The sequence below is a fragment of the Lishizhenia tianjinensis genome (assembly GCF_900116425.1).
Classification (GTDB): domain Bacteria; phylum Bacteroidota; class Bacteroidia; order Flavobacteriales_D; family Crocinitomicaceae; genus Lishizhenia; species Lishizhenia tianjinensis.
Window position 1 is genome coordinate 383,273 of record NZ_FPAS01000002.1, and the last position, 24,817, is coordinate 408,089.

General features: G+C 38.4%; 21 protein-coding genes. 2 read left to right on the forward strand and 19 right to left on the reverse strand.

The features are described from left to right. Positions 1–20 precede the first annotated feature (20 nt). The 19 genes from BM327_RS08285 to BM327_RS08375 form a co-directional block, all read right to left on the reverse strand. The gene (locus tag BM327_RS08285) at positions 21–815 is read right to left on the reverse strand and encodes a M48 family metalloprotease (RefSeq protein ID WP_090248200.1); all 795 of its coding nucleotides are present in this window, start codon (positions 813–815) and stop codon (positions 21–23) included. An 11-nt stretch (positions 816–826) separates the two neighbouring features. Then, the gene (locus BM327_RS08290; RefSeq protein ID WP_139230311.1) at positions 827–1,477 is read right to left on the reverse strand and encodes a hypothetical protein; all 651 of its coding nucleotides are present in this window, start codon (positions 1,475–1,477) and stop codon (positions 827–829) included. Next, positions 1,477–2,925: an RNA polymerase factor sigma-54 gene (gene rpoN, locus BM327_RS08295; RefSeq protein ID WP_090248205.1), complete on the reverse strand. Its 1,449-nt coding sequence runs from the start codon at positions 2,923–2,925 to the stop codon at positions 1,477–1,479. The genes BM327_RS08290 and rpoN overlap by 1 nt, the downstream gene beginning before the upstream one ends. Positions 2,926–2,986: 61 nt before the next feature. Next, positions 2,987–4,438 (reverse strand): asparagine--tRNA ligase, encoded by a 1,452-nt coding sequence (gene asnS, locus BM327_RS08300; protein WP_090248208.1) that lies wholly within the window; start codon positions 4,436–4,438, stop codon positions 2,987–2,989. Between the two features lie 183 nt (positions 4,439–4,621). Next, complete coding sequence (locus tag BM327_RS08305) at positions 4,622–5,491, reverse strand: hypothetical protein (RefSeq protein ID WP_090248211.1); 870 nt, start codon at positions 5,489–5,491, stop codon at positions 4,622–4,624. 59 nt (positions 5,492–5,550) lie between these two features. Beyond that, positions 5,551–6,354: an SDR family NAD(P)-dependent oxidoreductase gene (locus BM327_RS08310; RefSeq protein WP_090248214.1), complete on the reverse strand. Its 804-nt coding sequence runs from the start codon at positions 6,352–6,354 to the stop codon at positions 5,551–5,553. Between the two features lie 5 nt (positions 6,355–6,359). After that, positions 6,360–7,349 (reverse strand): NAD-dependent epimerase/dehydratase family protein, encoded by a 990-nt coding sequence (locus BM327_RS08315; RefSeq protein WP_090248217.1) that lies wholly within the window; start codon positions 7,347–7,349, stop codon positions 6,360–6,362. A gap of 223 nt (positions 7,350–7,572) precedes the next feature. Continuing rightward, a complete protein-coding gene (locus BM327_RS08320) occupies positions 7,573–8,586 on the reverse strand; it encodes a helix-turn-helix domain-containing protein (protein WP_090248219.1) in 1,014 nt (337 codons plus the stop codon). A gap of 163 nt (positions 8,587–8,749) precedes the next feature. After that, positions 8,750–9,145 carry a hypothetical protein gene (locus BM327_RS08325; protein ID WP_090248222.1) on the reverse strand — a complete coding sequence of 132 codons (396 nt, stop codon included), beginning with the start codon at positions 9,143–9,145 and terminating at the stop codon, positions 8,750–8,752. A gap of 19 nt (positions 9,146–9,164) precedes the next feature. Then, the gene (locus BM327_RS08330; protein ID WP_090248225.1) at positions 9,165–9,857 is read right to left on the reverse strand and encodes a copper homeostasis protein CutC; all 693 of its coding nucleotides are present in this window, start codon (positions 9,855–9,857) and stop codon (positions 9,165–9,167) included. Next, complete coding sequence (locus BM327_RS08335; RefSeq protein ID WP_090248227.1) at positions 9,848–12,109, reverse strand: beta-N-acetylhexosaminidase; 2,262 nt, start codon at positions 12,107–12,109, stop codon at positions 9,848–9,850. The genes BM327_RS08330 and BM327_RS08335 overlap by 10 nt, the downstream gene beginning before the upstream one ends. 262 nt (positions 12,110–12,371) lie before the next feature. Next, on the reverse strand, positions 12,372–12,959 hold the full coding sequence (locus BM327_RS08340; RefSeq protein ID WP_090248230.1) for a 50S ribosomal protein L25: 588 nt from the start codon (positions 12,957–12,959) through the stop codon (positions 12,372–12,374). 10 nt (positions 12,960–12,969) lie between these two features. Continuing rightward, a complete protein-coding gene (locus BM327_RS08345; protein ID WP_090248232.1) occupies positions 12,970–13,905 on the reverse strand; it encodes a ribose-phosphate pyrophosphokinase in 936 nt (311 codons plus the stop codon). A gap of 268 nt (positions 13,906–14,173) precedes the next feature. Beyond that, a complete protein-coding gene (locus tag BM327_RS08350; RefSeq protein WP_090248235.1) occupies positions 14,174–15,547 on the reverse strand; it encodes a saccharopine dehydrogenase C-terminal domain-containing protein in 1,374 nt (457 codons plus the stop codon). A 114-nt stretch (positions 15,548–15,661) separates the two neighbouring features. After that, entirely contained in the window at positions 15,662–16,279 is a 618-nt protein-coding gene (locus BM327_RS08355; RefSeq protein ID WP_090248238.1) for a hypothetical protein, read from the reverse strand. Then, entirely contained in the window at positions 16,279–17,328 is a 1,050-nt protein-coding gene (locus BM327_RS08360) for a tetratricopeptide repeat protein (RefSeq protein WP_090248241.1), read from the reverse strand. The genes BM327_RS08355 and BM327_RS08360 overlap by 1 nt, the downstream gene beginning before the upstream one ends. A gap of 172 nt (positions 17,329–17,500) precedes the next feature. Further along, positions 17,501–18,769: a 2-oxoglutarate dehydrogenase complex dihydrolipoyllysine-residue succinyltransferase gene (gene odhB, locus BM327_RS08365; protein WP_090248243.1), complete on the reverse strand. Its 1,269-nt coding sequence runs from the start codon at positions 18,767–18,769 to the stop codon at positions 17,501–17,503. 23 nt (positions 18,770–18,792) lie between these two features. Further along, positions 18,793–21,516, reverse strand: coding sequence for a 2-oxoglutarate dehydrogenase E1 component (locus tag BM327_RS08370; protein WP_090248245.1), 2,724 nt, complete (start codon positions 21,514–21,516; stop codon positions 18,793–18,795). A gap of 197 nt (positions 21,517–21,713) precedes the next feature. Then, positions 21,714–22,058 (reverse strand): hypothetical protein, encoded by a 345-nt coding sequence (locus tag BM327_RS08375; protein ID WP_090248248.1) that lies wholly within the window; start codon positions 22,056–22,058, stop codon positions 21,714–21,716. Positions 22,059–22,142: 84 nt separating this feature from the next. Between BM327_RS08375 and BM327_RS08380 the strand changes: the two genes are divergently transcribed. Then, positions 22,143–23,417, forward strand: coding sequence for an aspartate kinase (locus tag BM327_RS08380; protein ID WP_090248250.1), 1,275 nt, complete (start codon positions 22,143–22,145; stop codon positions 23,415–23,417). A gap of 49 nt (positions 23,418–23,466) precedes the next feature. After that, positions 23,467–24,816, forward strand: coding sequence for a magnesium transporter (gene mgtE / locus BM327_RS08385; RefSeq protein ID WP_090248252.1), 1,350 nt, complete (start codon positions 23,467–23,469; stop codon positions 24,814–24,816). The last annotated feature ends 1 nt before the right edge of the window (position 24,817 follow it).

Genomic DNA, 24,817 nt, shown 5'->3' on the forward strand with positions numbered 1-24,817 from the left:
TTATAAAAGTGTTATGATGTTTAAGGCAAAGTGCTTAACATGCGTTTGTATTCTGTTTCGTACGTTTTTTCACCGCTACAACCTAAAGTAGTTTTAGTATTGTAGAAATCTTCTATACGATTCGTAGGTGATGGGTGAGTACTCAAGAATTCAGGTGTACCTCCAGCCCCTTCAGCTTGCAATTTCTCAAAGAAAGAAGCTCCTCCAGCGGCATTGTAGTCTGTTGGACATAGGTATTTTACTGAGGCTTCGTCTGCTTCCGTTTCGTGAGAACGAGAGAATTTTAACCCAATTAAACCTGCTGTTACTTGTTTGATGGCTTGTCTGTCACCAGCAATTACATTAAGTAAGAAATCAATACCATGTAATTTGGTCATTTGTCGTGTAGAGTGACGTAAATCGGCATGTCCAATTTCATGTCCCATAACTCCTGCCAATTGATCTTCAGAATCTAAATACTTCATCAATCCCGTGTAAACGTAGATGTAACCACCCGGTGTACAAAAGGCATTTAAAGTATTGTCATCATGAATGATGCGCAATCTCCAACCAAACTCATTTTTATGTGTTACAGCTCCAGAGTTTAAAATTTTATCTCTCATTTTGTAGAGGTACTGATAAGGTTTTGGATTAGAAGCACTGTCTAAAACAGGGTATTCGGCAGGGTTTCCATCTATTTCTGCGGCTACTTGTGCGCCTAATTCTTTGTCTTGGTCTACCGTGAATAAGTTAATTCCTCCTCCACTCGTTCCACAAGCAGATAGGGTTAAGGCCACTGTTGAAATGGCTATCGTATTTTTTAAGAAACGCTTCATAGTTGAATATTTTATACTTGTGAATATATAAAAATAGTAAGTAGCTGTACAAAAAATCCTAGTCCATATCCTAGTCCAATTTGTTTTAGTGTGTGTTTGTTGAGTATTAGTCGTGATGTAGTTGTTATTATTCCCATAAGGATAACCAAGTAAACAACATTCATCTCAAAATAAGACTGAGTTTGGAAGTAGGCAATGATAAAACCTAAGAGCGAACCGACTCCCATAGCGTGTAAGCTGATTTTTGTCCATCGGGTAATCACCAAGCACATTACAGCACTTAAAAAGCCACCAAAGCTCGTGGCGATCAGTACCTCGGGAATGTTGCCTTGTTGTTGATACATCAAAAACCCGAACATCAGAAAGAAGTAGAAGGCCGTAATGGCAATGGGGTACTTTCTCTCTTCCTTGTTTTCTAATCCCAATGAACTCACCGTTTTGTTTAAGCGAAGCATTAAAAGTGAGAGTCCGGGAGCAAGTATGGTAAAAATTGAAAACAGGCTTAAGAAGCTTGTTTTAAACTCGGGGTTTAAATAGAAAAGTGAATAGCGCGCGTAAAAGTTTTCTGGAATGCTCGGTATGTAAAGCGTGAGCAACAATCCATACAAAGGCATGAATAGCGGAAGGAAAACTATGGAGGCTACTTTGGCTAAAAAATTCACTAGAGTTCTTTTCTTAAACGTGCAACAGGAATGTTTAATTGCTCTCTGTATTTAGCAACGGTTCTTCGTGCGATATTGTATCCCTTTTCCTTGAGGAGTTTTGCCAGCTTTTCATCCGTAAGTGGTTTGCGCTTTTCTTCGTTTTTAACTGCGTCAGATAAAATACTTTTCACCTCTCTTGTCGATACCTCTTCACCTGAATCTGTAGACAAACTTTCTGAGAAGAAGTATTTTAACAACTTCACACCGTAAGGCGTTTGAACGTATTTAGAGTTGGCAACTCTTGATATTGTTGATATATCTAGGTTCACAATTTCTGCAATGTCTTTCAATATCATAGGTTTTAACTCCGTTTCATCACCGGTTAAAAAGTATTGATATTGGTAATTCATGATGGCGTGCATCGTAGAATAAAGGGTGTTTTGTCTTTGCTTAATCGCATCGATAAACCACTTGGCAGAATCTAATTTTTGCTTTACAAAGGTAACGGCTTCCTTGTCTGATTTTGTAAGTTTAGCTCCTTCCGAAATGTTGCGCAACATTTTCTCATAGCTTCTGCTTACTTTTAAATCGGGAGCATTTCTTCCGTGTAAAGCCAATTCCAATTTCCCATCCAATTCTGTAATGATGAAATCGGGGGTAACTTGTTCTAAAGATTTAGAGGAGCTTTTTAAAGAACCTCCTGGCTTGGGGTTCAGACGAATGATTTCATCTATTGCTGCCTTCAAGTCATCATCACTGATTTCTAATTTCTTTAGAATTTTGTTGTAGTGCTTTTTGGTGAACTCTTCGAAATGATCTTCCAAGATTTTCTTGGCTGTGTACCGCGTAATATCACCATTTTGACGTCTGTTGATTTGTAGCAACAAACATTCTTGTAAATTTCTGGCACCTACACCTGCTGGGTCTAAATCTTGAATAATTTCCAAAAGCTTCTCCAACTCTTCTTCAGTTGTCATGATATTTTGAGAAAAGGCCAAGTCATCAACAATAGCCTCTAGGTCTCTTTCTAAATATCCTGCATCATCCAAATTTCCAATTAAAGTTTCGGCGATCATGTAGTCGTCTTCACTTAAATCACGAAGGTGTAATTGTTCTTTGAGTCGCTCTTGGAAGGAAGACCCAGAAGACAAGGGAATAGATGTTTCATCGTCATCTTTTCCCTTGTTTGAAGTTTTCGTTTTGTACGCGGGCTCATCATCTGAGATGTAGTCGTTAATGTCGAAGTCATTGTCGTCACCACCCTCGTCAAAATCTGTATCTTGTTCGTTAGAAAAATCGTCTTCTACTTCGTCTTTACCTTCTTCCAACGCTGGATTTTCCTCAATTTCTTGCTTAATTCTTGCGTCAAGTTCCATAGTGGGAACTTGCAACAATTTCATCAATTGAATTTGCTGCGGCGATAAACGCTGTTCAAGCTTTTGTGATAAGGATTGTTTTAATGCCATGCGCTAAAATATTCTGAAGTAAAATTTACGTTTTTTCTTCGAAATAATTCTTGTTTCTCTACTAAAATTCTGCGTTTTGCGGAGTTCTTGGGAAAGGAATTACGTCTCTGATGTTGCTCATACCTGTTACGAACATCACCATCCTCTCAAATCCTAGGCCAAAACCTGCGTGTGGAACCGTTCCAAATTTTCTCGTATCTAAGTACCACCAAACGTGCTCTTCAGGTATGTTGAAATCAGCACATTTTTGCTTTAATACATCCAATCTTTCTTCACGTTGAGATCCACCTACGATTTCACCAATTCCTGGGAACAACACGTCCATAGCAGCAACCGTTTGTTTTCCTTCTTCACATCCGTCGTTGTTACGCATGTAGAAGGCTTTGAAATATGCAGGGTAATCTGTAATGATTACTGGCTTTTTAAATTCTTTCTCCACTAAGAAACGCTCGTGCTCTGATTGTAAATCAGTTCCCCATTCCACCTCGTACTTGAATTTCTTCTTTTTGTAGGGCTTAGAATTGCGTAAAATCTCTATGGCTCTTGTATATGTGATGCGCTCGAAATCGTTGTTGGCAACAAATTCTAAACGCTCTTTTAATCCTAGTTCATTTCTTTCTGCAGCAGGTTTTGCTTTGTCAGCTTCCGCCTCACGTTTTGCTAAGAAATCTAAATCGTCTGCACAGTTCGTTAACACGTAGTTACAAATGTGCTTTAAGAAGTCTTCTGTAAGGTCCATGTTGTCGTTCAAATCATTAAACGCAACCTCTGGTTCTACCATCCAGAATTCTGCTAAGTGACGAGAGGTATTAGAGTTTTCTGCTCTAAAGGTTGGTCCGAAAGTATAGACTTGACCTAAAGCGGTAGCTCCTAATTCTGCTTCTAACTGACCAGATACTGTTAAGTTTACTGGTTTTCCAAAGAAATCTTCTGTGTAATCAACCTCACCTGCTTCATTTACAGGAGCATTGTTCGGTTCGAAAGTTGTCACCTTAAACATCTCACCTGCACCTTCGGCATCTGATCCTGTGATGATAGGAGTATGTAAATAGTAAAATCCTTCGTTATTGAAATATTGGTGAATGGCAAAAGAAACCGCATGACGGATTCTGAATACTGCACCAAAAGTGTTGGTTCTAAAACGTAAGTGCGCTTGCTCTCTTAAGAATTCTAAAGAGTGCTTTTTAGGTTGCATTACTGTTTTTTGAACTTCATCTGGGTTCGCTTCTCCTAAAACTTCTACTTCTTTTACTTGAATTTCAACGGCTTGTCCAGCTCCTTGAGATTCTACCAAAGTACCTGTAATCGCTACAGAAGCACCTGTAGTTACACGCTTTAAGATGGCTTCGTCGAAATTTTCGAAATCTACAACAGCTTGAATATTATTGATTGTTGATCCATCATTCACTTGGATAAAGCGATTACTTCTAAATGCTCTTACCCATCCCTTGATCAATACCTCAGCGTTCACCTCTGGAGCGCTCAACAATGTTGCGATTTTCGTACGTTTCATTCTTCTTGTAATTATAGAAAGACAAAAATAAAAAGTATAGCGATATGGCAACGAAAAATCAGTATTGAGTTTGAGTATGGAGTATTGAGTGTATGGCGCGATGCAATCGCGCATTAGCTGATAATTTTGAGAGTGAGTGAGGAGTACCGCGTTTAAGGCGCGATACAACGGCATATAAGCTAGTTAAAGTGGTGCTATCCATTGAATCAAGGGATATGGAATGATGACGACACCATCATGAAGTATTAATAGTGAAATTCCAAGTTGTAATGATTTTTGATTCAAGAGCTTATGACGAAGACCAATATAAAGGGAAGTGAATCCATAATTTTCGTCCGTAATGGCATCTTTATATCCCTCAGGATCATTTTGGTAATAGGTTCCCGTGTAAAAGCTTGAATCTATAACTTCTTTTCTAGGTGGAAAGATATAAGAGTCAAAAACTACATTTGTATTGTTGAATAGTTTAATGCTTCCGGATACAGAAATTGAAGGACCAGTTTCTTTTTGTTCTGAATTGTCAAAAATATCGAATTTGTAATATATTGTATAGCCTCCAGTGATGGATAAGTTATTAGAATGATCACCTAAAGTTAGGGTAGCGAAAGGCAATATGCCTTTCGTTTTTGGTCTAAAGTAAGTGCCCGTACCTGCGGTTGTGCCTATGGCCAGGTGTGTTTTTACATTCAGTTGCCAAGATTTTTGAAGGTTAATTAGGGCGGGAAATGCTAACCATGAAGTTGTGATACCTATTTGGAACTGTCTTCCGAGTCCAATTTGTATATCTGGACCTAAAATATTCAAGCTCGCAAAGTGAGCTCCTCTTTCAAAGGGAAGGGCATTGGAAGTGAAGAAATAACGTCTTGAGAATTCGGTGGAATCGAAAGAATATAGATTTGTGTGTTTTTGATTCCTGGGTGGATTTGAATAGCGTTTTGCGTACATAGCCGAAATGTTGGTATGTAATTTCCCCACAGGCTTCGTTGTTATATACGATTGTGTAAAACCATTAATCCAAAAGAGGCATACTAGACTTAAAATAAAGAATTTCATAAGATGTTGATTTTAGAGCAAAAAATGTTTGGTAGTAGCAATTAGGAGTTGATCTTGTTTTAATCCATGAGCATTATTTTTTTTCTATTCACTTTTAAAACATAGAGATAGAGTTTGGGTGATAACCTGTAGGTGTAGTAAATGAGTTTACCTTGTAGCGACGAAAAGGCTCTGAATTTTCTCATTTCTAATTGCTTTATAATTTGTGAAGCCGTGATCGTTAGGGGTAGTGCTTTTACATTTTCACGTTTTTTTAATACAGAAGTTTTACCATCAGGTTTGATTATTTGTTTTTGACTGTCATTTTCTGTAAAACCGGGGTAATTTACACCAATGAATACCCCTTTATCCACTAATTCATTTTTAATACTTTCTGCCAAGGTGATAATCATACTTTTAGTACCGGAATAGGCAAAGTAACTTGGTAAGCCGGCGATGCCTGCTAAGGAGGAAATAAATAGGATTCCTCCTTTTTGCTCAATAATATCGGCAAGCAAAGCATGGGTTGGGTAGAGACTTCCTTTTATATTGATATCAATAACGCTGTCAATAACAGTCTTGCTTGAATCTAACAGATTTCCTTTGCTCGCCACACCAGCATTGTTGATTAAATAGTCTATCCGTCCAAATTTTTTGATGACTTCTGAGCGTAGAGATTTACAAAACACGTAATCGGTAACATCTCCCGTTACTCCAAAGGCTATTCCTCCTTGGTCTGAAATGTTTTTTACAGCGGCTTTAACCTTTTGTTCTCTTCGTGAATTGATAACAACCTTGGCACCTCGATGGGTTAACATTTCAGCCGTTTTATATCCTATGCCTTGGGTAGACCCTGTTATAACTATGACTTTATTTCTGAACATGATATTTAGCTTATATATCCGTTAAGGATGAACCATTCATAACTTTCGCGTATAGCAATGTTTAAAGGCGTGTTAGGCATGTTAAGTTCTCTGCGTGCTTTTTCTCCTGAGTAAATATGATTTTCGCAACTGAGAAGAGCTAATTCCTTCGTGATTGTAGGTGTTTTACGTGTTGCCTTGCAAATCAAGGAACAAATTCTACCGTATATTTTTACAATGTTGTCGGGCAGTTTAAAGTGAGGGGGCGTTACCTTTAATTCTTCGGCCATTAATTTAAATGCGTCGGCATAATTTAAGTTGTGATTACCAAGTATGTAACATTCGCCAATTCTCCCCAGGGTAATAGCGTTAACTATGGCTTGAGAAGCATCTTTTACAGAAATGTATGTTTTGGAACCACCGGTGTATCCAGGTAGTTTTTGATTGTATAGGGCAATAATCATTGCTCCAGAACTCGGTTTGGCGTCATACGCTCCCAACATGAAGGTTGGGTTTACGACAAGTGCAGGAAGTTTATGTGTTTTTACGGCATTTAGCACAAGGTCTTGTGCCGCCTTTTTAGAATCCATATAATCTAATCCATATTTCCAACCTGTGTAGGGGTTTATCTCTGTTCCTGGATTTTTGAAAGTACCAGGGCAGAAGGAGTTGGCACTTCCTACATGTATAAATCGTTTGATTTTATGTTTTAAACTAGCTTCTATAACATTTTTGGTACCCTTTACATTGACTTCAATTATAGAGGAGCTCTTGGCGGGTATAACCATGGTAGAGGCAGCAGCGTGTATTACAACTTCTTTTCCAGTGATTGCACTGTCAAGGCTATTTAGGTCGAGGATGTTTCCGTAGATGATTTCTATGTTTAAATCCTTAATAGTTGGAGATAAGGAACCTGTATCTAAGAGCAAAACAGAAACTTCATGATCTGCTTTTAACAACATTCGGAGGAGGTTACTACCTAGTAAACCGTCTCCACCTGTAACTAACACTTTCATAACTTTGTTTATTGGTATACTGCAAAGTTATGTTGAGGTTGAGCTAGAGGAAAACGGGTTTTAGCCAGTGCTGTTGAGGGATTTGCGATTATCACAAATCTATTTTGATTCTATATAAACTGAGGAGGGGATTGGGGGTTTTCGTAGAAAATAATTTCGAAAAATGTTCTTTTGCGAATTTTCTAGTAAATGATTTAGGTGATTAGGGAAGTTTTCAAAAAAGTTAAGATGACATTATATCGAGTTCAATTTTTTGTCGAACAGACATAATGGTTTGGTCTATTCTATGAAAGAAAATATTTCTCTCTTTTTCGTTACTTTCACTAATGAAACTGGAGTTTGCCAATTGTTTTTCCAGGATGGATTTCGTCTCGTTCACATAAACAGCGTCGTTGGTGTGTAGGAAATTCATCTGGTTGTGCGATAAATATATCCCTTCAATTTCATCAGCTGAATAATAAAATGAGTTATCCGAATTGATGGTGTCGTTTAAGTAAACATCATATTTCGCACCTATATTTTTGGAATCATCTCTAAATTTCATTTTATAACCGAGTTGACTTTGCGCCTTAATATGGTCAGCCATATTTTTCACATCGTCCATGAGCTTGAGTGCGTAATGAGGGTCTTCAAATAAACGCGCATTAGAATAGTACTGAATTTGACGAATGAAACCTTTGAGGAATTCGGTATCGTAACACTCTTTCGTTGGGATATTCACGTACAAATCTAAGATCTCTGCACCTAAATTAAATGCTGTTTCTGTTACGCGTTCATCCGTGTGCAAAGCCTCTCTATACTCCTCTATATGCAAATGAGTTTTGGCCCAAAAATACAATCGAAATCTACTCAACCTTGGGAAGTTGAGAAGTTGAAAGATGGCCAAATTGTTCGTGGTGAGTATAAAGGAAGGATTCGTGCATTGTTTGAGTGTTTTTAGCGCTGTTAACATTCCCTCCAGATATTGCTCTAAACTAAAGTCATAGAGATGTGTTGGGTTGTAGTTAAACATTACATTTGTTTCTCCCATCCCTAAAAGGGCATCTAGGGAGATGCCATAATGGTTGCAAATTTTTTGCACCTCATGGATGGTGAAGGGTGTTTCATTTCTATTTCTTCTGTATGCAGCATCCATACTTATACAGAGCAGGTCAGAGAGTGCGTTGGGTACAGTGTCTTTTTTACCAAGTTTGTCCTTTACGCAATTCAGGAGCTTTGTTTGTATATCTAAATCCATAGTGTGTTTCTGGTTTATAGGGGGAATATACACCAATGAGCTTCTTTTTACTTTAGGTATTTCCCCCTATTTCAGTTTGTTTCTTTACAAAAGTGATTAAAAACCTTAATACGGTGTTGAAATTTTAAAAATGTTTGCAAGACTATGTTGTAAGCGTATACATTTATTCGAGGCTTTTCCATTTTTGAAGGATGCGCACTTTACTTTTCTTTATTAATCGCAAGCTGTAAAGCGCACGTGAAATACCGTAAATTGGCGCAGCTATAGAAAAAGCGATGGCCATCATGGGTTGATTAGGGATAAAGTTAAACCTAGCGATGAGAAGTGTTATACTCACAAGTAGAAAAAATACAATACTTAATAGCCAAAGAAGTCTTTTAGCTTTAGTCGTTTCTTTATCGAAAGTAGAGAACTTGTTTGCGTCAAATTCAAATTGATCCAGAAGTAAGAGCCTGCTTTCCTCATCTTTGCCCATCTGTTGCAGTTGAACTGAAAAAGCTTGCCGGTCAATTATTCCTTTTTTATGTGCTTCTAAGTATTGGTTGAAGAGAGGATACATGTGTTTAAGTTTCTGTTGCTTAAAGTTGAGCGAGAATTTCCTTCATTTTTGAAAGGGAAGTCTCCAGGTAATTGGTGGTGTACATGTTTTTACTTTCATCTTTTACCCAATCCGTTGCACTAAAGTGGATGGCATGTGGTTGTATGTAGTCGTATAGTTGCTTCACGTTTGTGGTGTTAATTCCACCGCCTATCATGACTTCAATATCCGGATTCGATAGCATGAGTTCCTTGAGTTGTTCTTTTCCCGCCTCTACATTTGTGCCTCCACCAGAAGTTAAAACTCTTTGAAATCCACAATTGATAATGGATTGAATGTCTTTCATGTAGGCGCTACTACTATCAACTGCTCTGTGAAAGGTACTCTGCATTCCTTCCGCTGCTTCTAACAAGAGTAGGTTTTTGTTTAGATCAAATCTGTCCTGTGAATTCATTACGCCAAAAACAACGCCTTTTGCACCCAAACTTTTGGCGAGCAATATGTCTTGCTGCATAACTTGAATCTCTTCAGAACTGTAGTTAAAATTACCCACTCTAGGTCGTATTAAAACATGACATTCAGCATCTACGTTTTCAACGGTAGCGGCAATCGTACCTGGGGAGGGCGTAGTGCCTCCTTGCTCTAAGTTGGCACACAATTCAACCCTTTTAAAAGGATGATGATTGCTTTTTAAAGCTGAGCTATAACTGGCTGCGCATAATTCTAATTCCATGTGATTATTATTTCGTCAATGAAAGTCCAAGGGTTTTGACCTGCTCCCTCATTTCCCTGTGGTATTTTGTCTTTGGGTGCAATTACAAGTTTAATATATCTGTAGTTGTTTGCTAAAGGAATTTCGCTGATTTCTTTGTGTATTGCTCTAGATTCTACTTCCTCAAATGCGTTTTTATCATTCGCCCCAAAAACAGAGATATGTTCAGGTAGGTAAATCCAACTGCCTTCTGCTTTTAAACAACTCAACTCAAGTTGCGTAAGTTCTCGTTGTTCTAGTAAATCGAAAATTACGGTAATGGTATCTCCACTAAAGCCTAGCCAGTCAGAACCGTTCCAAGGTCTACGACCATAAACGCCATTCACCAAGGTAAAGCTTCCTCCATTGTTAAATTTAGGGTGGGGTGGAGTGAGGCTGTCGATTTTACATCCTGTACTCTGACTCAAATAAAGGGTTATTTCTTTCTTCCTATCTTCCATTCCTTCTGCAAAAGAGGATAAGTATATGGTGTCTTGTACTTTGTGCTCGGGCAAATGAAGTTGAAAGTCTGTTTTAGAACTGGTACTAATGTTTCTGAAATTTGTAATGGTTGGTAAGAGTGGATTTTGATTTTCTACATGCACAGCTACTGTTCCCATGGAATCAGAAGAAAGCACAAAGTTGGCATCTGCAATAGCTTTGGAGTAGTTGATGTTTTGGGTATCTAAATAAGGCAGTTGATAGAAGAGTACCTTGTGCAGGAAATCCTCATAACTTGGCGCGTTCTTGTTCCATACTTTTTCTGCTAAGGCCAAAGCTCTGGGGTAGGTCATGTACATTAAATGATCAAAATCAGCAATATATTCTGTCCACAAATTGGCTTGTCCACCCAAAATATATGCGTGGTATTGCGTGTCTAAGTCTTGTGGAATTGGGGTGAATTGATAAACTTTCTCTAAAGGTAAATACCCACCTATAGCCAAAGGTTCGTTGGGGTTGTCAGATTGGTAATAATCAAAATAGCAATAGGTGGTGGGCGACATCACAACGGGATGTTTTTGTTCCGCCGCTTGTTTCCCTCCTTGCATGCCTCTCCAGCTCATTACGGCGCAATTATCTGGCAAGCCACTTTCTATAATTTCATCCCACCCAATTAGCGTTTTGTTGTGTTTTTTAAGGTGAGCATTCATTTCCTTAAGTATATAGCCCTGAACTTCATGTTCGTTGTGGAGGTGGTGCTTTTTTATGGTTTTCTGACAATGTTTGCAGTGCTCTCTTTGTATGCTCGGAGCTTCGTCACCACCAATGTGAAAGTAGTTGGAAGGGAACAATGGAGCCACTTCTTCTATTACATCCTTTAAAAAGTTAAGACTTTGTTTTTTAGAACAGAAAACTTCATTGAAAATACCCCATGTTGAAGCTACCGGTAATTGTTCTTGGGAACATCCTAATTCTGGAAAAGCGGCAAGGGCGGCTCTGGCGTGACCGGGCATTTCAATTTCTGGAATTACTTCTATGTGGAGCTTTGCAGCGTACGCAACAATTTCCTGTACTTGTTTTTGGGTGTAATATCCACCGTAACGTTGCTTTTCATAGCCCTTTTCAAATTCGTTGAAATGACCAATTTTAGTACTGTCTCTGTAGGCTCCAACTGAAGTAAGCTCAGGGTATTTCTTTAGCTCAATTCTCCACCCTTGATCATCGGTTAAATGCCAATGAAATTTATTGAATTTGTAGTAGGCCATGGTGTTTAGAAAGCGCTTTATTTCTTGTGTGCTAAAGAAGTGACGACTACAATCTAAGTGCAAACCTCTCCATTCAAAATCTGGGTAATCATTGATGTGGGTAAGCGGGAGGAGGATGTCCTTTTGCGCATTCGTTTTTAAAAGTTGCAATAAACTTTGAAAAGCCATGTAGGCCGATGCTTCATTGGTGTAATAAATATGTATGGCTTCCGCTTGAATGTCTAAGGTGTAATTGTCATAATCCAGTTCTTTTTTATCGTATTTAGGATGTAAAAAGAGGTTGGCATTTATTCTAATTCCCGAGCTAGGTGAATTGCGAAAACGATGAACTTCTAGTCCGTGGCTGTTTGTGTTCAGACTTTCAATCAATCGGTGAGTAGCAGCATCGTTATAGGTAAATAAAGCTTTGCCAAAATTTACATAGTGTGTCGTATCAACAGTAATGAATTTAGGCTGAGGCAATATCATGTTTTGTGCTTTGAGAGCAAACACAGCCGATACAATCAAAAGGGATAGCAAAAATCTCATGCCTTAAAAATAAGATTTATTGGGGCTTTCCCCCGATTTATTATCGAGGGTCGCGCTATCCATTCTACGCTTCAGTAAAAAGTGAAGGCTACCAGCATCTTTTCAATTGGCTTCTTAGGTCGCCATTAAAAGTTGGGTAGACCTATACTTTTTCCTTGCAGGGTGCCATTTCTATCGCTAAGCCAAGCACCTTTATTGAAAACTAAAGGCAACAAAAAAAGCGCATCCTTTCGAATGCGCTTTTGTAATCTCGTGAATTGAATTAAGCTTCTGCTTCTTCTTCATCATCGTCAGCATCTGCAACGGCACCTCTAGCCATTTTAACAGATACAGCAACAGCTGAAGCAGGATCTAATACTTTACATCCTGGAATTTCAATTTGTCCAATTCTAATTGCTTGTCCAATTCTTAATGGAGTAATATCTAATTCTACAGTTGCAGGAAGATCTTTTGGTAAACCTTCAACTTTAACTCTTCTAAATACTTGTTGTAAACGTCCACCGTTTAATACACCTCTAGAACGACCAACTAATGAAACTGGAATACCAACTTTAACTGGCTTGTCGTCTACTAATTCTAAGAAATCAACGTGTTGAACTTTATCAGTTACAGGGTGCATTTGCACTTCCTGAATGATACCTCTTTTTGTTGTTCCATCGATGTCTAATTCGATTTGGAATACGTCTGGAGAGAAAATAATTTTCTCAATGTCAGTGTGCTTAACTGCAAATGAAGTTTGCTCACCTGTTCCGTAAAGTACACAAGGTACGTTTCCAGCATTACGAACTGCTTTCGCGTCCTTTTTCCCTACGTTCGCTCTAAGCGAACCGCTCAATTGTACTGTTTTCATTTTTATTTTATTATGAGATTATAAAATGCGAACTAATTGATTGGTTGTTTACCAATCTTCGGATAACATCAGAGAATAAATCTGCAACAGATACTACTCTAATTTTATCACTTTGTTGTTTCAATGGAATTGTATCAGTAACGATCAATTCTGTAATTTTTGATTCTTTAATTCTGTCGTAAGCTGGTCCAGAAAGTACTGCGTGTGTACAGAAAGCACGTACGCTTTTCGCTCCTTTTTCCATGAATAAGTCAGCGGCTTTTGTTAAAGTTCCTGCCGTATCACACATGTCGTCTACTAAAACAACATCCTTACCTGTAACATCACCGATTACGGTCATCGTAGCAACTTCGTTAGCTTTTTGTCTTTGTTTGTGACAAAGCGCTAAACCTACGTCTAATTTCTTCGCGTAAGAGTTTGCTCGCTTAGCACCTCCAGCATCTGGAGCAGCCATGATCAAGTTTCCTGTGTTTAACTTCTCAATTTCTGGGTAGAAAATAGTAGAAGCAAATAAGTGGTCTACTGGGAATTCAAAGAAACCTTGAATTTGATCCGCGTGTAAGTCCATTGTAATTAAACGGTCCACACCTGCAGCCATTAACATGTTAGCAACTAATTTAGCTCCTATAGCAACTCTTGGCTTGTCTTTTCTATCCTGACGAGCAAATCCAAAGTAAGGAATTACTGTAATGATTTTACGCGCAGAAGCTCTTTTTGCAGCATCTACCATCAACAATAACTCAAATAAGTTATCTGCCGGTGGCATAGTAGATTGTACAATGAACACATCTTGTCCACGTACTGTTTCTTCAAATGAAGGTTGGAATTCACCATCACTGAATTCTAAAACTTTTACGTTACCTAATGAAACTCCGTAAGACTCAGCGATTTGATTCGCCAAATGTTCTGAAGCTCTTCCTGCAAATATTTTAACTCCTACTGACATAGTAATTGAATTTCAAAGCCGCAAAGATAGAGCTAATGTTTTAAACCTGAAAACGAATGTTGTATTATTTGTGTTAAGAATGGTTTGGTTGTGGTGGAGGTGATTCAAAGATTCAAGAATTCAAGGATTCAAATTTGATTGATTTGATGATTACTCTTGATTTGTAGCTGAGCTCCGCTCATTCGTCATAGAAGTAAAAAACGGAGGCGGTGAAAACCAACTCCGTTTTTTAAGTGTTTCTTGCTCAATACTCACACTGTATGCTGACCTAGCTCCAGGGCTGGTCGTTAGAGTATAGTCGCGGTGGTGTAATTTTCTTTTCTATGAATTTGATGTCGTGTTCTTCTAGTTCGTCTAAAATAGGATCGTAGATTTCTTTGTAAATCGGACGTAGCACACCTTTTCTGGTTATACTGTTGTTGAGCATGAGTTTCGTGCAAATTCCTACAGGGAGTCCAACCGTATTACTCATAGAAGTGTAGGTTTGGTTCTCACCTATGTTAACCATTTCTGAGGTTTCTTCATGGAATTCATTATTGAGTACATACACAAACTTGTGGTACATAACTATCATGTCTTTATCATGGTCTTTTAAGGTCCATTTCTCCTCTAGTATATGTTGAAGGATTTGTGCAGGTGTGGCATTTTTAAGTCCAATTTTCTTTTTGCAATCAAAAATATCTAGCCAAACCAACTTGTCCCAAAGGGTGTCATCCAAATCAATTTTAAGGTAATGACGTAGTTTCAATTCAACGCTGTCGTTTTCATTATAGGGTAAAAACGAGTTGATGAAATCTCTGTTGGTCATGTTTTCACTCCCTTCTAAAATGTAAGAATCATCAGTAGCTCCTAATTGAACGAAAACATCCCAAGCTCTAGAGAATCCTTTACGACGTAAGGTGCCGCGATAAATAGTAGGGATATCATGTAAACCATATACATCTCTATACGATAAAGAATCTCTGTTGGCATAACCTTCAAAGAGTCCGTAACCATCTATGTTAATGATTTCAGTTCTTCTAAACAGTTTGTGGTAGGGGATGTACTTGTATTTGTTCTCTTGAATGAATTTTGCAGCACCACCTTGTCCGGCCAGTACAACATTTCTTGGGTTCCACGTAAATTTATAGTTCCAAGGGTTGTCATCACTTTCTGGAGCAACTAAACCTCCACAAAAAGATTCGAAAATGTGCATCTTTCCACCTCTAGCATGAATTTGATCGAGTATACGCATAGCACTCATGTGGTCTATACCTGGGTCAACCCCTATTTCATTCATGATAATGATACCAGCCTCCTTGGCTTGTTCAGAAAGGGCTTCCATCTCTGGTGAAACGTAAGAGGGGGTAATCAAATCTGTTGTGTAAGTAATACAATCTTTTGCTATGTCTACATGAAAACGTGCCGGTAACATGCTTATCACGATGTCCGCTTGCTGTATCCAAGGCTTTCTTTCTTCAGGATCTAAGGCATTAAAGGAAAGGGCTTTTCCGCGTGAACTGCCGTTGATTTTCTTTTCTACGGCTTTAATGTTTTGATCGCAAATATTTAAGAACCAGTTGTTTTTCTCGGCGTTGTTGAGTAGATAACGTATGAGTGATGAGGAAGAAAGTCCAGCACCGAGAATTAAAATTTGTTTCATCTTTGTTTTATATTTAACAGTAATATTCTATAAGTGTTAAATATAGATTTAATTCAGGGAGAAACAAATCATTTCATCTGAAATTTGACCAAAAAGTGAAGGAGATGATATTCGTTATTTCTGGACCAAAATGCGTGGCTTAAAATAAAGGTCGTAACTCAATTTTAAAACAATGAACAGAAAGAGCCAAATGTATTGAGGTAAGCTTACGAAAAATGCAGTGGCTAATGCAATTCCAAGTAAGGGCAAAAGAATAAGTAAATCGTTTTGAAAAGTACTTGTTAGGGTTTGAACCGTTTTCGTACGGAATTGCTGTTGCATAATGAATTCCATTTTGTACTGTTGGTAGGGTGGGAGTAAAAGGAGTGGAAGTAAAAACCAAAATTGAGGGAGGGGAATAGGTTCTTCTACATACATTAAGAAAGCAACAAAGGCTTTACTGAAATTAATACCCGGCTGGGTTATAAGTGCAAAGAGGTGGGTGGCAAATACCACAAAAGTGATGAGTAGGAATAAGACCAATGTTCCTTTTTTATAGGCTTTTCTGTCCGCGGCGTTTTGAGAGTATTGTATGCGTTTACGTGCTTTGACGTGGTAAAAAATAAAACTTCCGATCAGGTCTAAAAGTAAATAAAGGGCAATGAAGTACAAAGACCAATCGAGGTAATAGAAACCGAAAAGGGGGATAAGAACATCCCCCAAACTCAATATTATTTTTTGCTTAGCTTGCATTACTTTAAAAGCTTTTCTGCAGCTTCTTTAGACATAGTGTAGTCTGGATTTATACTTAAAGCCGTTGAAAAGGCTCTAGCTGCATCAGACTTTCTACCTTGTTCTGCGTAGGCCAAACCTAAGTTGTGCCAAGCATCTATGTATTTTGGGTTCACATCTACACATAAGTTGTAGTAGTAAACTGCACTGTCAATTTCTTTTTGCTTAAACTGTTTGATGTAAGCGGGGTTAAAGTAGGCAGGTTCAAAGGAAGGTGCGAGAACGGCAAGTTTTCTATAGCTGGCCAAAGCCTCCTTGAACTGACCTAAGTCTTGTTGTGTTTTCGCTATACCGTATAAGGCACGTACCTTTAGGTTTTTTAAAGATGGATTTAAATCGTAGGCAGTTTGGTAATACTCCAAAGCAATAGGATTTCCAATTTCAACATAGTAATCGGCAACATTTAAAAATCCTTCGGCGTATTCCTGGTCTATTTGTAACGCTGTTTCATAGCTAGAGATGGCGAGTTCTTCATTACCAACGGCTCTATAGTTTGTACCTTTAAGTATGTACGCATCCCTGTATTGTTGATCTATTTTAATGGCTTCATCCAAATAATTGAAAGAGCTTTTGTAGTCCCCCATCAAGGTGTAAGTTGTAGCAATGTTCACGTAGGTCTCCGGGTTTCTTGGCTCTTTGGAAAGTATGTATTCAAACTGTTCTCTGGCCAAGAGTATGTCTTCCACCTTTGGTTCGTATTGGTTAATCAAAGACCAGGCGTAAAGTTTGCGCGCCTCCAAGTTGGTGCTATCTAAACGAAAAGCTTTGGCTGCATTGGGTAATACTTCCTGGTAGATCATAGCATCTTTGTAAAAGTTAGCTATATCTATAAGCTTCTCAACGTTGTTAGGGTTTTTCTCTAGTTCGCTCACCAAAGATTTTAAATTGTCTTCTAAACTCACTTCGGTAGTATCCTCCGTGTAAACGAATACTTCCTCTTCAACTTTAGTTTCATTTTTACAAGCAACCACCGCTAGGGCCAAACTAAATATTAAGCATACTTTTTTCATAGCACCAAAAATAAGTATTGTATTCAATTTTAAGGAATACTAAATTTTAAAAAGAGAGGATTGTTTATTGTGCTGATGTTGATGGAGTGAGTAGCTCTCGAGATCAAAATACTTACGACACAAAAAAAGGTGAAGTAATACTACTCCACCTTTTCTTTAAATCTATAACTGCTTATAAACCTAAAAGAACTTCGTACGGATCTTTCGCTCCGAAGATCATTCTTTCTGGGTTCTCTAACATTTCTTTCACTTTCACCAAGAAGCTTACAGATTCTTTACCATCAATAATTCTGTGGTCATAAGAAAGCGCTAAGTACATCATTGGTCTAATCTCAACTTTTCCATCAATTGCTACCGGACGCTCAACGATGTTGTGCATACCCAAAATTGCAGATTGAGGAGGGTTGATAATAGGTGTAGACATCATAGAACCAAATACACCACCATTGGTAATTGTAAATGTTCCACCTGTCATTTCATCTGGAGTAATTTTCCCATCTCTGGCCTTAATTGCCAAACGCTTAATTTCTTTTTCGATTTCAGCCAATGACATTTGCTCCGCATTACGTACTACAGGTACCAATAATCCTTTTGGAGATGATACTGCGATACCTATGTCTGCGTAGTTGTGCAATACCATATCCTTACCGTCGATTTGTGCATTAACGGCAGGGAATAAGTTTAATGCTTCTGTAACTGCTTTTGTAAAGAAAGACATAAACCCTAAGTTCACTTCGTGGAACTCAGCGAATTGTTTCTTGTACTTATTACGCAAGTCCATGATAGGCTTCATATCTACTTCGTTGAAAGTAGTAAGCATAGCAGTATCATTTTTAACCGATACTAAACGCTCAGCAATCTTTCTACGCATCATAGACATTTTTTGGCGCTCTGTATCACGAGTTCCACCCCATCCAGCTGCTGCTTCTGTAGGGAAACCTGCTGCCATAGCTGCAACAACGTCTTGCTTTGTAATTCTTCCGTCTTTACCTGTTCCGTTTACTTGATTTGCAGAGATGTTGTTCTCGGCCATCTTTTTCGCTGCTGCAACAGAAGGAGTTCCTGTAGCGTAGCTTTCTTTCTTCACAGGGTTTGGAGAAGGTGCTGCCTCTGCTTTCGCTGGTGCTGCTGCAGGTGCTTTCGCTTCCTCTTTCGCTGGTGCAGGAGCCGCTTCTTTTTTCGGCGCTCCAGCTGGTGGTTCAGCACTTGTGTCTATTAAACAAACAACTTGTCCAACAGCTACAGTGTCACCTTCCTCAGCTTTCAATGTTATGATTCCCGCTTCTTCTGCAGGTAACTCTAATGTTGCTTTGTCAGAATCTACCTCTGCGATAGCCTGATCTTTTTCAACATAGTCTCCGTCAGATACCAACCATTCCGCTATCTCTACTTCTGAGATAGATTCTCCCGGACTCGGTACTTTCATTTCTAAAACTGACATTTTGTTTTGTTTTCTATTTGTACTTAGGCTGTAACTCCAGCTTTAACAAATAAGTTATCAAATAAATTCTTTAATCTTCTTGCGTGCGTTACTTTAGAACCACAAGCTGGAGCAGATGATCTTGGTCTTGCCACTACATCTATATCTCTACCTCTTAATTCCATTGCAACGTGTGTCCAAGCTCCCATGTTTTCAGGTTCTTCCTGACCCCAAATTACTTTATCCGCGTTTTTGTATTGAGCCAATACTGCATCAATTTGAGTTTTTGGGAAAGGGTATAATTGTTCAACTCTTACAAAGGCAACGTCTGTAACGTTTCTCTTTTCAGCCTCTTCGATGAATTCGTAGTATACTTTTCCAGAACATAATACAACCGCATTTGCTGTGTCGTGAATGTTTCTTGGATCGTCAATTACCTCTTGGAATCTTCCGTTCGCTAATTCATCCATTGTTGATACCGCTTTCGGGTAACGCAACAACATTTTTGGCGACATCACAACCAATGGCTTTCTAAACTCACGCTTCAACTGTCTACGCAATGCGTGGAAGTGGTTGGCTGGAGTTGTAGAGTTAACTACCTGTACGTTTAAGTCTCCACAGTTTTGTAAGAAACGCTCTAAACGTGCAGAAGAGTGCTCAGCTCCTTGACCTTCGTAACCGTGAGGTAACAACATTACCAATCCAGATTGTACTTTCCACTTATCCTCTGCAGGGTAAATGAATTGGTCTATCATAATTTGAGCTCCATTCATGAAGTCACCAAACTGTGCTTCCCAAATCGTTAATCCGTTTTGTTGTGCTAAAGAGTAACCGTAATCAAAACCTAAAACTCCGTACTCAGAAAGTAATGAGTTGTAAATCGTGAATTTCGCTTGGTCTTCAGATAACAAGTTTAAAGTCATGATTTCTTCCTCGTTGTCTTCTGTTTTTACAACAGCATGACGGTGAGAGAACGTACCACGCTCAACATCTTGTCCTGAAATACGAACGGGGTGACCTTCTGATAATAAACTTCCGTAAGCCAACATTTCTGCCGTACCCCAGTCTAGTTCATTGTTGGCAATCATCTTCACTCTATCGTTGAATAATTTTTCAACTTTTCTGAAGTACTTTTTCCCTTCAGGAAGTGTAGTGATTTTTTCTCCTAATTCGTATAACTTGTCTTTATCAAAACTTGTGTCTGGACTTTGTTCAAAATGAGCTGTTGTAGCTGTGATGAACCCATCTTCGTTTCTGTGATCGATAAAGTTTTTAATTGCAGCTTTCTCCTCTTTCTTAGAGTTGTCAAACTTCTCTTGCAATTCTTTTGTGAAGTTTACTTCAATTTCCTTACCTTCTTCAGCTGTCATAACACCTTCCGAGATCAACTGATTCAAGTAAATCTCTCTTGGATTTGGGTGTTTTGCAATCGCTTTGTATAAAGTAGGTTGCGTAAACTTCGGCTCATCACCTTCGTTGTGTCCATACTTTCTGTAACACAATAAGTCGATGAAAATATCTTGATTGAATTTCTGTCTGTAATCTAAAGCAATTTCCATTACCTGAGAAACCGCCTCGATGTCGTCTCCATTTACGTGGAATACTGGACTCAACGTTGTTTTGGCAACATCTGTACAGTAAGTAGAAGAACGAGCATCTAAGTAATTCGTTGTAAATCCTACTTGGTTGTTTACAACAATGTGAATTGTACCTCCAGTTCTGTACCCATCTAGCTGCGCCATTTGGATTACCTCGTAAACAATACCTTGACCAGCAATGGCACCATCTCCGTGTATCAATACAGGAACTATTTTATCTTCTGATTGGATGTAGTCATCAATTTTAGCTCTAACGATACCTTCAACCACAGGATCTACCGCTTCTAAGTGAGAAGGGTTAGGTGCCAATGTTAAACGAACATCTTTACCGTTGATGTTTTTAACACCAGATTCTCCCATGTGGTATTTAACGTCTCCGTCGAAGCTCTCGTCTTCTTCGAATTCTTTACCGTCAAATTCTCTAAATAATTGTTCAAAGTCTTTGTCGAAAATGTTCACTAAAGTATTCAAACGCCCTCTGTGCGCCATACCTACTACGAACTCTTCAATACCGTCTAAAGCTCCCTTAGTAACTAAGTGATCTAAACCAGAAATCAAAGCCTCTCCACCTTCAACAGAGAAACGCTTTTGACCCACGTATTTTTTCTGTAAGAATTGTTCAAAGATGGTTGCTTGATTTAATTTCAAGAACATTGCCTTCTTTTGCTCTGCAGAAAAGTGTGGTCTATTTTTTAACTCTACACGATTCATGAACCAAGCTTTACGCTCTGGATCACGCATGTAGGCGTATTCAATTCCTATACTTTGGCAGTAAGATTCTTTTAAGTGATCAATGATTTCACGTAAAGTAGCTGTACCTATTCCAATTTCGCTTCCTGCTTGGAAAGATAAATCTAAATCTGCCTCTGTTAAACCGAAGTTCTCGATGTCTAACGTTGGAGCATATTTTCTTCTCTCTCTAACTGGGTTGGTTAGCGTAAATAAGTGTCCTCTCGTACGGTAACCGTTGATGAGGTTTAGTACTTTGAATTCTTTTTGAAAATTTTCTGGAATTTCACCGTCGTTCTCGTAGTCAGTTTGTGCAAATTCGAAACCCTCGAAAAACTTTTGCCATCCTGGCTCTACACTTTCAGGGTCTTTCTTGTATGATTGATATAAATGATCTATCGCATTTACATCAGCATTCCCTACATATGATACCTTATCCATTTCTTTTGTACAATTATGGAAGGACAAAGCTAAGACTTTTATGCTTTTTAGATCTTTATTTCCTAAAAAATTTCAAGCTATTTATAGCATAGGATTACAATTTGTTATAAAGCTGATTTTAAGCTTAGGTTATTTCTGTGAAATATGCTCGTAGTCAGAGAGAAAACTGTGATTCCTTCTTCTTTTTTGTGGAAGATTTAATGGGAGGAATAGTGAATGCGCAAGATTACTTTTTGGGCTTCACGCAATAAGATAGATTTACTTAACTCACTGTAGTATTGATCTTGCTTCCCCTCTAACAATTGCGCTAAACGCTGTTCGTTAAGGTCTATAGAATAGAAAATTTGCATCAAAGCACGGGGTTGGTTGATGCTGAAAAAGCGTAAGTCTTCTCGGAGATGTTTCTCGAGTTTTTCTAAATCATGGCACAGAGAATAATCAACTTTTAGTCCCACCAAGGCAAAATCTTTTTCTACTTGATTGCGAAGTTGTTCAAAGTATTGGGTGTTAGAAAATTGCTTTTTTAATTCTATTTCGTTCAATCTTTAGGAAATTTATGTATTCACCAATAAATATAGGGCTATATGCTGTATTTTCGTAGCGCAAATAAATTTTAGTCAAAAAAAATGCGCGTATTTAAATTTGGAGGAGCATCGGTTAAGGATGCGGATGCGGTAAGAAATGTTGGGGAGATTTTAAGACTATTTCCCGAGGATAAAATTTTAGTTGTGGTTTCAGCTATGGGGAAAACAACCAACGCCATGGAAGAAATTGCTCATCATTTGTATGAGAAGAACTACGACGAATTTAGAAACCTTGTTGCAGAACGAAAACGTTTCCACCTTCAGATAGTTGATGCGTTATTTCAAGAGAAAAATCACCCGATTTTTACGCAGGTTAAAACTATTTTTAATGACTTAGGGAATAGAGTGAATGTTCCTAGTGCTGAGAATTACAACTTTGAGTACGATCAAATTGTTTCCTTGGGAGAGGTGGTTTCTACGAAAATAGTTCAGGCTTATATAGAAAGTTTGTACCACAACTCTGCTTGGTTAGATGCGAGAAAGTTGGTAAGAACCAACCACGCTTACAGAGAGGCAGAAGTAGATTGGACAAAAACAGAGCGTTTAATTACTTCAGCTATAGATGCTTTGGCGGACAAGAAAATATTTGTGACTCAAGGTTTCTTAGGTCACACAGATGAAGGCTTTACAACCACACTCGGAAGAGAAGGTTCTGATTTTACAGCGGGTATTTTTGCTTACTGTTTAAACGCGGTAGACGTAACCATATGGAAAGACGTGCCTGGAATGTTGAATGCAGATCCAAAATGGTTTGACAATACTGTGAAATTAGATTCTATTTCATTTAGAGAAGCTATAGAATTGGCCTATTACGGAGCTTCTGTTATTCACCCAAAAACGATAAAACCTTTGCAGAACAAGCAAATTCCTTTGTTTGTGAAATCTTTCTTAAATCCAGAAGCAGAGGGTACGGTTATTCAGAGTTCTATGGAGAACGATGATTTAGTGCCGAGTTTTATCTTTAAAATGGAGCAGGTATTGATATCTGTAACCCCTAAAGATTTTTCTTTCATTGTAGAAGAGAATTTAAGTAGAATTTTCGCGGTGCTTTCGGAGTGTAATGCCAAAATTAACATCATGCAAAACTCTGCGTTGAGCTTTTCTTTCTGTGTTGATGGTAAAACAAACTTGAGTTGTTTACAAGAGAAGTTATCTGGGGAGTTTGAAGTGAAGATTAATGAAGGTTTGGAGTTGGTAACTATACGACACTACGATGCTGAAACCATAGATAGATTAACCGTTGGTAAGGAAATCTTGTTGGAACAGAAAACAAGACAAACTGCACGACTAGTAATAAAAAATGTGATGGCAGAATAAATAAAGTTATTCTCTTTCTGCAAATTACAGATAAAAGTATATTTGCCCCATGCAATTTGAGTTAACAAAAGAATTTTTGGATGAAATCCGTTTGGCTATAGATGTAAATGATTTTGCAACTGTAGATGAACGGATACTTGATTTGCATGAGGCAGACATCGCTGATATTCTCGATGAATTGAATAATGCACAGGCAAAAGTTGTGTATTACCGATTAAGCGAAGAATTGCAAGCCGATGTATTAATGGAGTTAGAAGAGGAAGTGCGCGAGCGTTTTATCAAATCCTTAACTCCAACCCAAATTGCTGAACAATTAGAAAATTTAGATTCGGATGATGCCGTTGATATTTTAGGTGAATTATCGCAACGTGAACAAGTTGAGGTAATTGCCGAAATGGAAGACGATGACGCTGCCGAGCTGGTAGATTTGTTGAATTACGACGAAGATACAGCTGGTGGTTTGATGCAAACCGAATACATACAAGCTCGTGAGAATTGGCCCGTGAATAGGGCGGTTATCGAGCTGCGCAGACAAGCCGAAGAAGTCGATAAAGTATATACCATCTACGTGGTGGATGCTATGGACAGGTTGGTAGGCTTTCTCTCTTTAAAAAGTTTACTTTTTGCCAGTCCAAAAACAGCCATAGGAGACATTTGTATTCGCAAGAATGTAATTTCAGTTCCTACAGGCATGGACAGTGAAGAGGTAGCCAAAGTGATGGAAAAATACAATTTGGTATCTGTTCCTGTTGTTAGTTTACAAAAAAAGTTGGTGGGTAGAATTACCATAGATGACGTTGTAGATGTAATCAAGGAAGAGGCGGATAAGGATTTCCAGATGGCTTCGGGTATCTCCGAGAAAGTTGAATCAAACGCCAGTGTATGGAGAACCAGCAGGGCGCGTTTACCTTGGTTGCTAATCGGATTATTGGGTGGTATTTTAGGAGCGCAAGTAATTGGTTCTTTTGAGACAACCATAGGGGCAGTTCCAGCCTTGGCCTTTTTTATCCCCTTAATTGCTGCCATGGGAGGAAATGTAGGAGTACAATCTTCTGCAATTGTTGTTCAGTCTATTGCCAATGGAACTTCACAATTTGGTAGTATTTTGTCCAAAGTTGGAAAAGAAGCATTGGTGGGCTTACTGAATGGGTTCATTTGTTCTGTTCTGATTTTCTTGATTACCTTTGTTTTAGAAGATGTTACGCTTGGGTTAACCGTGAGTATATCTTTGTTTACCGTAATTATGTTTGCGGCCATGTTTGGAACGCTAGTACCTTTGGTACTCGATAAATATAAAATTGATCCTGCGTTAGCTACAGGACCTTTTATTACTACAGTTAATGATGTCTTAGGACTGTTTATCTATTTTATGATAGGTATCATGTTGTACGGCATTTAAA

Coding starts and splice junctions, on each gene's coding strand:
- BM327_RS08370 (WP_090248245.1), bottom strand. CDS start 21,516: ATGGATAAGGTATCATATGTAGGGAATGCTGATGTAAATGCGATAGAT.
- BM327_RS08350 (WP_090248235.1), bottom strand. CDS start 15,547: ATGAAACAAATTTTAATTCTCGGTGCTGGACTTTCTTCCTCATCACTC.
- BM327_RS08330 (WP_090248225.1), bottom strand. CDS start 9,857: ATGGAATTAGAATTATGCGCAGCCAGTTATAGCTCAGCTTTAAAAAGC.
- BM327_RS08320 (WP_090248219.1), bottom strand. CDS start 8,586: ATGGATTTAGATATACAAACAAAGCTCCTGAATTGCGTAAAGGACAAA.
- asnS (WP_090248208.1), bottom strand. CDS start 4,438: ATGAAACGTACGAAAATCGCAACATTGTTGAGCGCTCCAGAGGTGAAC.
- BM327_RS08305 (WP_090248211.1), bottom strand. CDS start 5,491: ATGAAATTCTTTATTTTAAGTCTAGTATGCCTCTTTTGGATTAATGGT.
- BM327_RS08355 (WP_090248238.1), bottom strand. CDS start 16,279: ATGCAAGCTAAGCAAAAAATAATATTGAGTTTGGGGGATGTTCTTATC.
- BM327_RS08380 (WP_090248250.1), top strand. CDS start 22,143: ATGCGCGTATTTAAATTTGGAGGAGCATCGGTTAAGGATGCGGATGCG.
- BM327_RS08335 (WP_090248227.1), bottom strand. CDS start 12,109: ATGAGATTTTTGCTATCCCTTTTGATTGTATCGGCTGTGTTTGCTCTC.
- BM327_RS08345 (WP_090248232.1), bottom strand. CDS start 13,905: ATGTCAGTAGGAGTTAAAATATTTGCAGGAAGAGCTTCAGAACATTTG.
- BM327_RS08325 (WP_090248222.1), bottom strand. CDS start 9,145: ATGTATCCTCTCTTCAACCAATACTTAGAAGCACATAAAAAAGGAATA.
- mgtE (WP_090248252.1), top strand. CDS start 23,467: ATGCAATTTGAGTTAACAAAAGAATTTTTGGATGAAATCCGTTTGGCT.
- BM327_RS08285 (WP_090248200.1), bottom strand. CDS start 815: ATGAAGCGTTTCTTAAAAAATACGATAGCCATTTCAACAGTGGCCTTA.
- BM327_RS08315 (WP_090248217.1), bottom strand. CDS start 7,349: ATGAAAGTGTTAGTTACAGGTGGAGACGGTTTACTAGGTAGTAACCTC.
- odhB (WP_090248243.1), bottom strand. CDS start 18,769: ATGTCAGTTTTAGAAATGAAAGTACCGAGTCCGGGAGAATCTATCTCA.
- BM327_RS08360 (WP_090248241.1), bottom strand. CDS start 17,328: ATGAAAAAAGTATGCTTAATATTTAGTTTGGCCCTAGCGGTGGTTGCT.
- rpoN (WP_090248205.1), bottom strand. CDS start 2,925: ATGGCATTAAAACAATCCTTATCACAAAAGCTTGAACAGCGTTTATCG.
- BM327_RS08310 (WP_090248214.1), bottom strand. CDS start 6,354: ATGTTCAGAAATAAAGTCATAGTTATAACAGGGTCTACCCAAGGCATA.
- BM327_RS08340 (WP_090248230.1), bottom strand. CDS start 12,959: ATGAAAACAGTACAATTGAGCGGTTCGCTTAGAGCGAACGTAGGGAAA.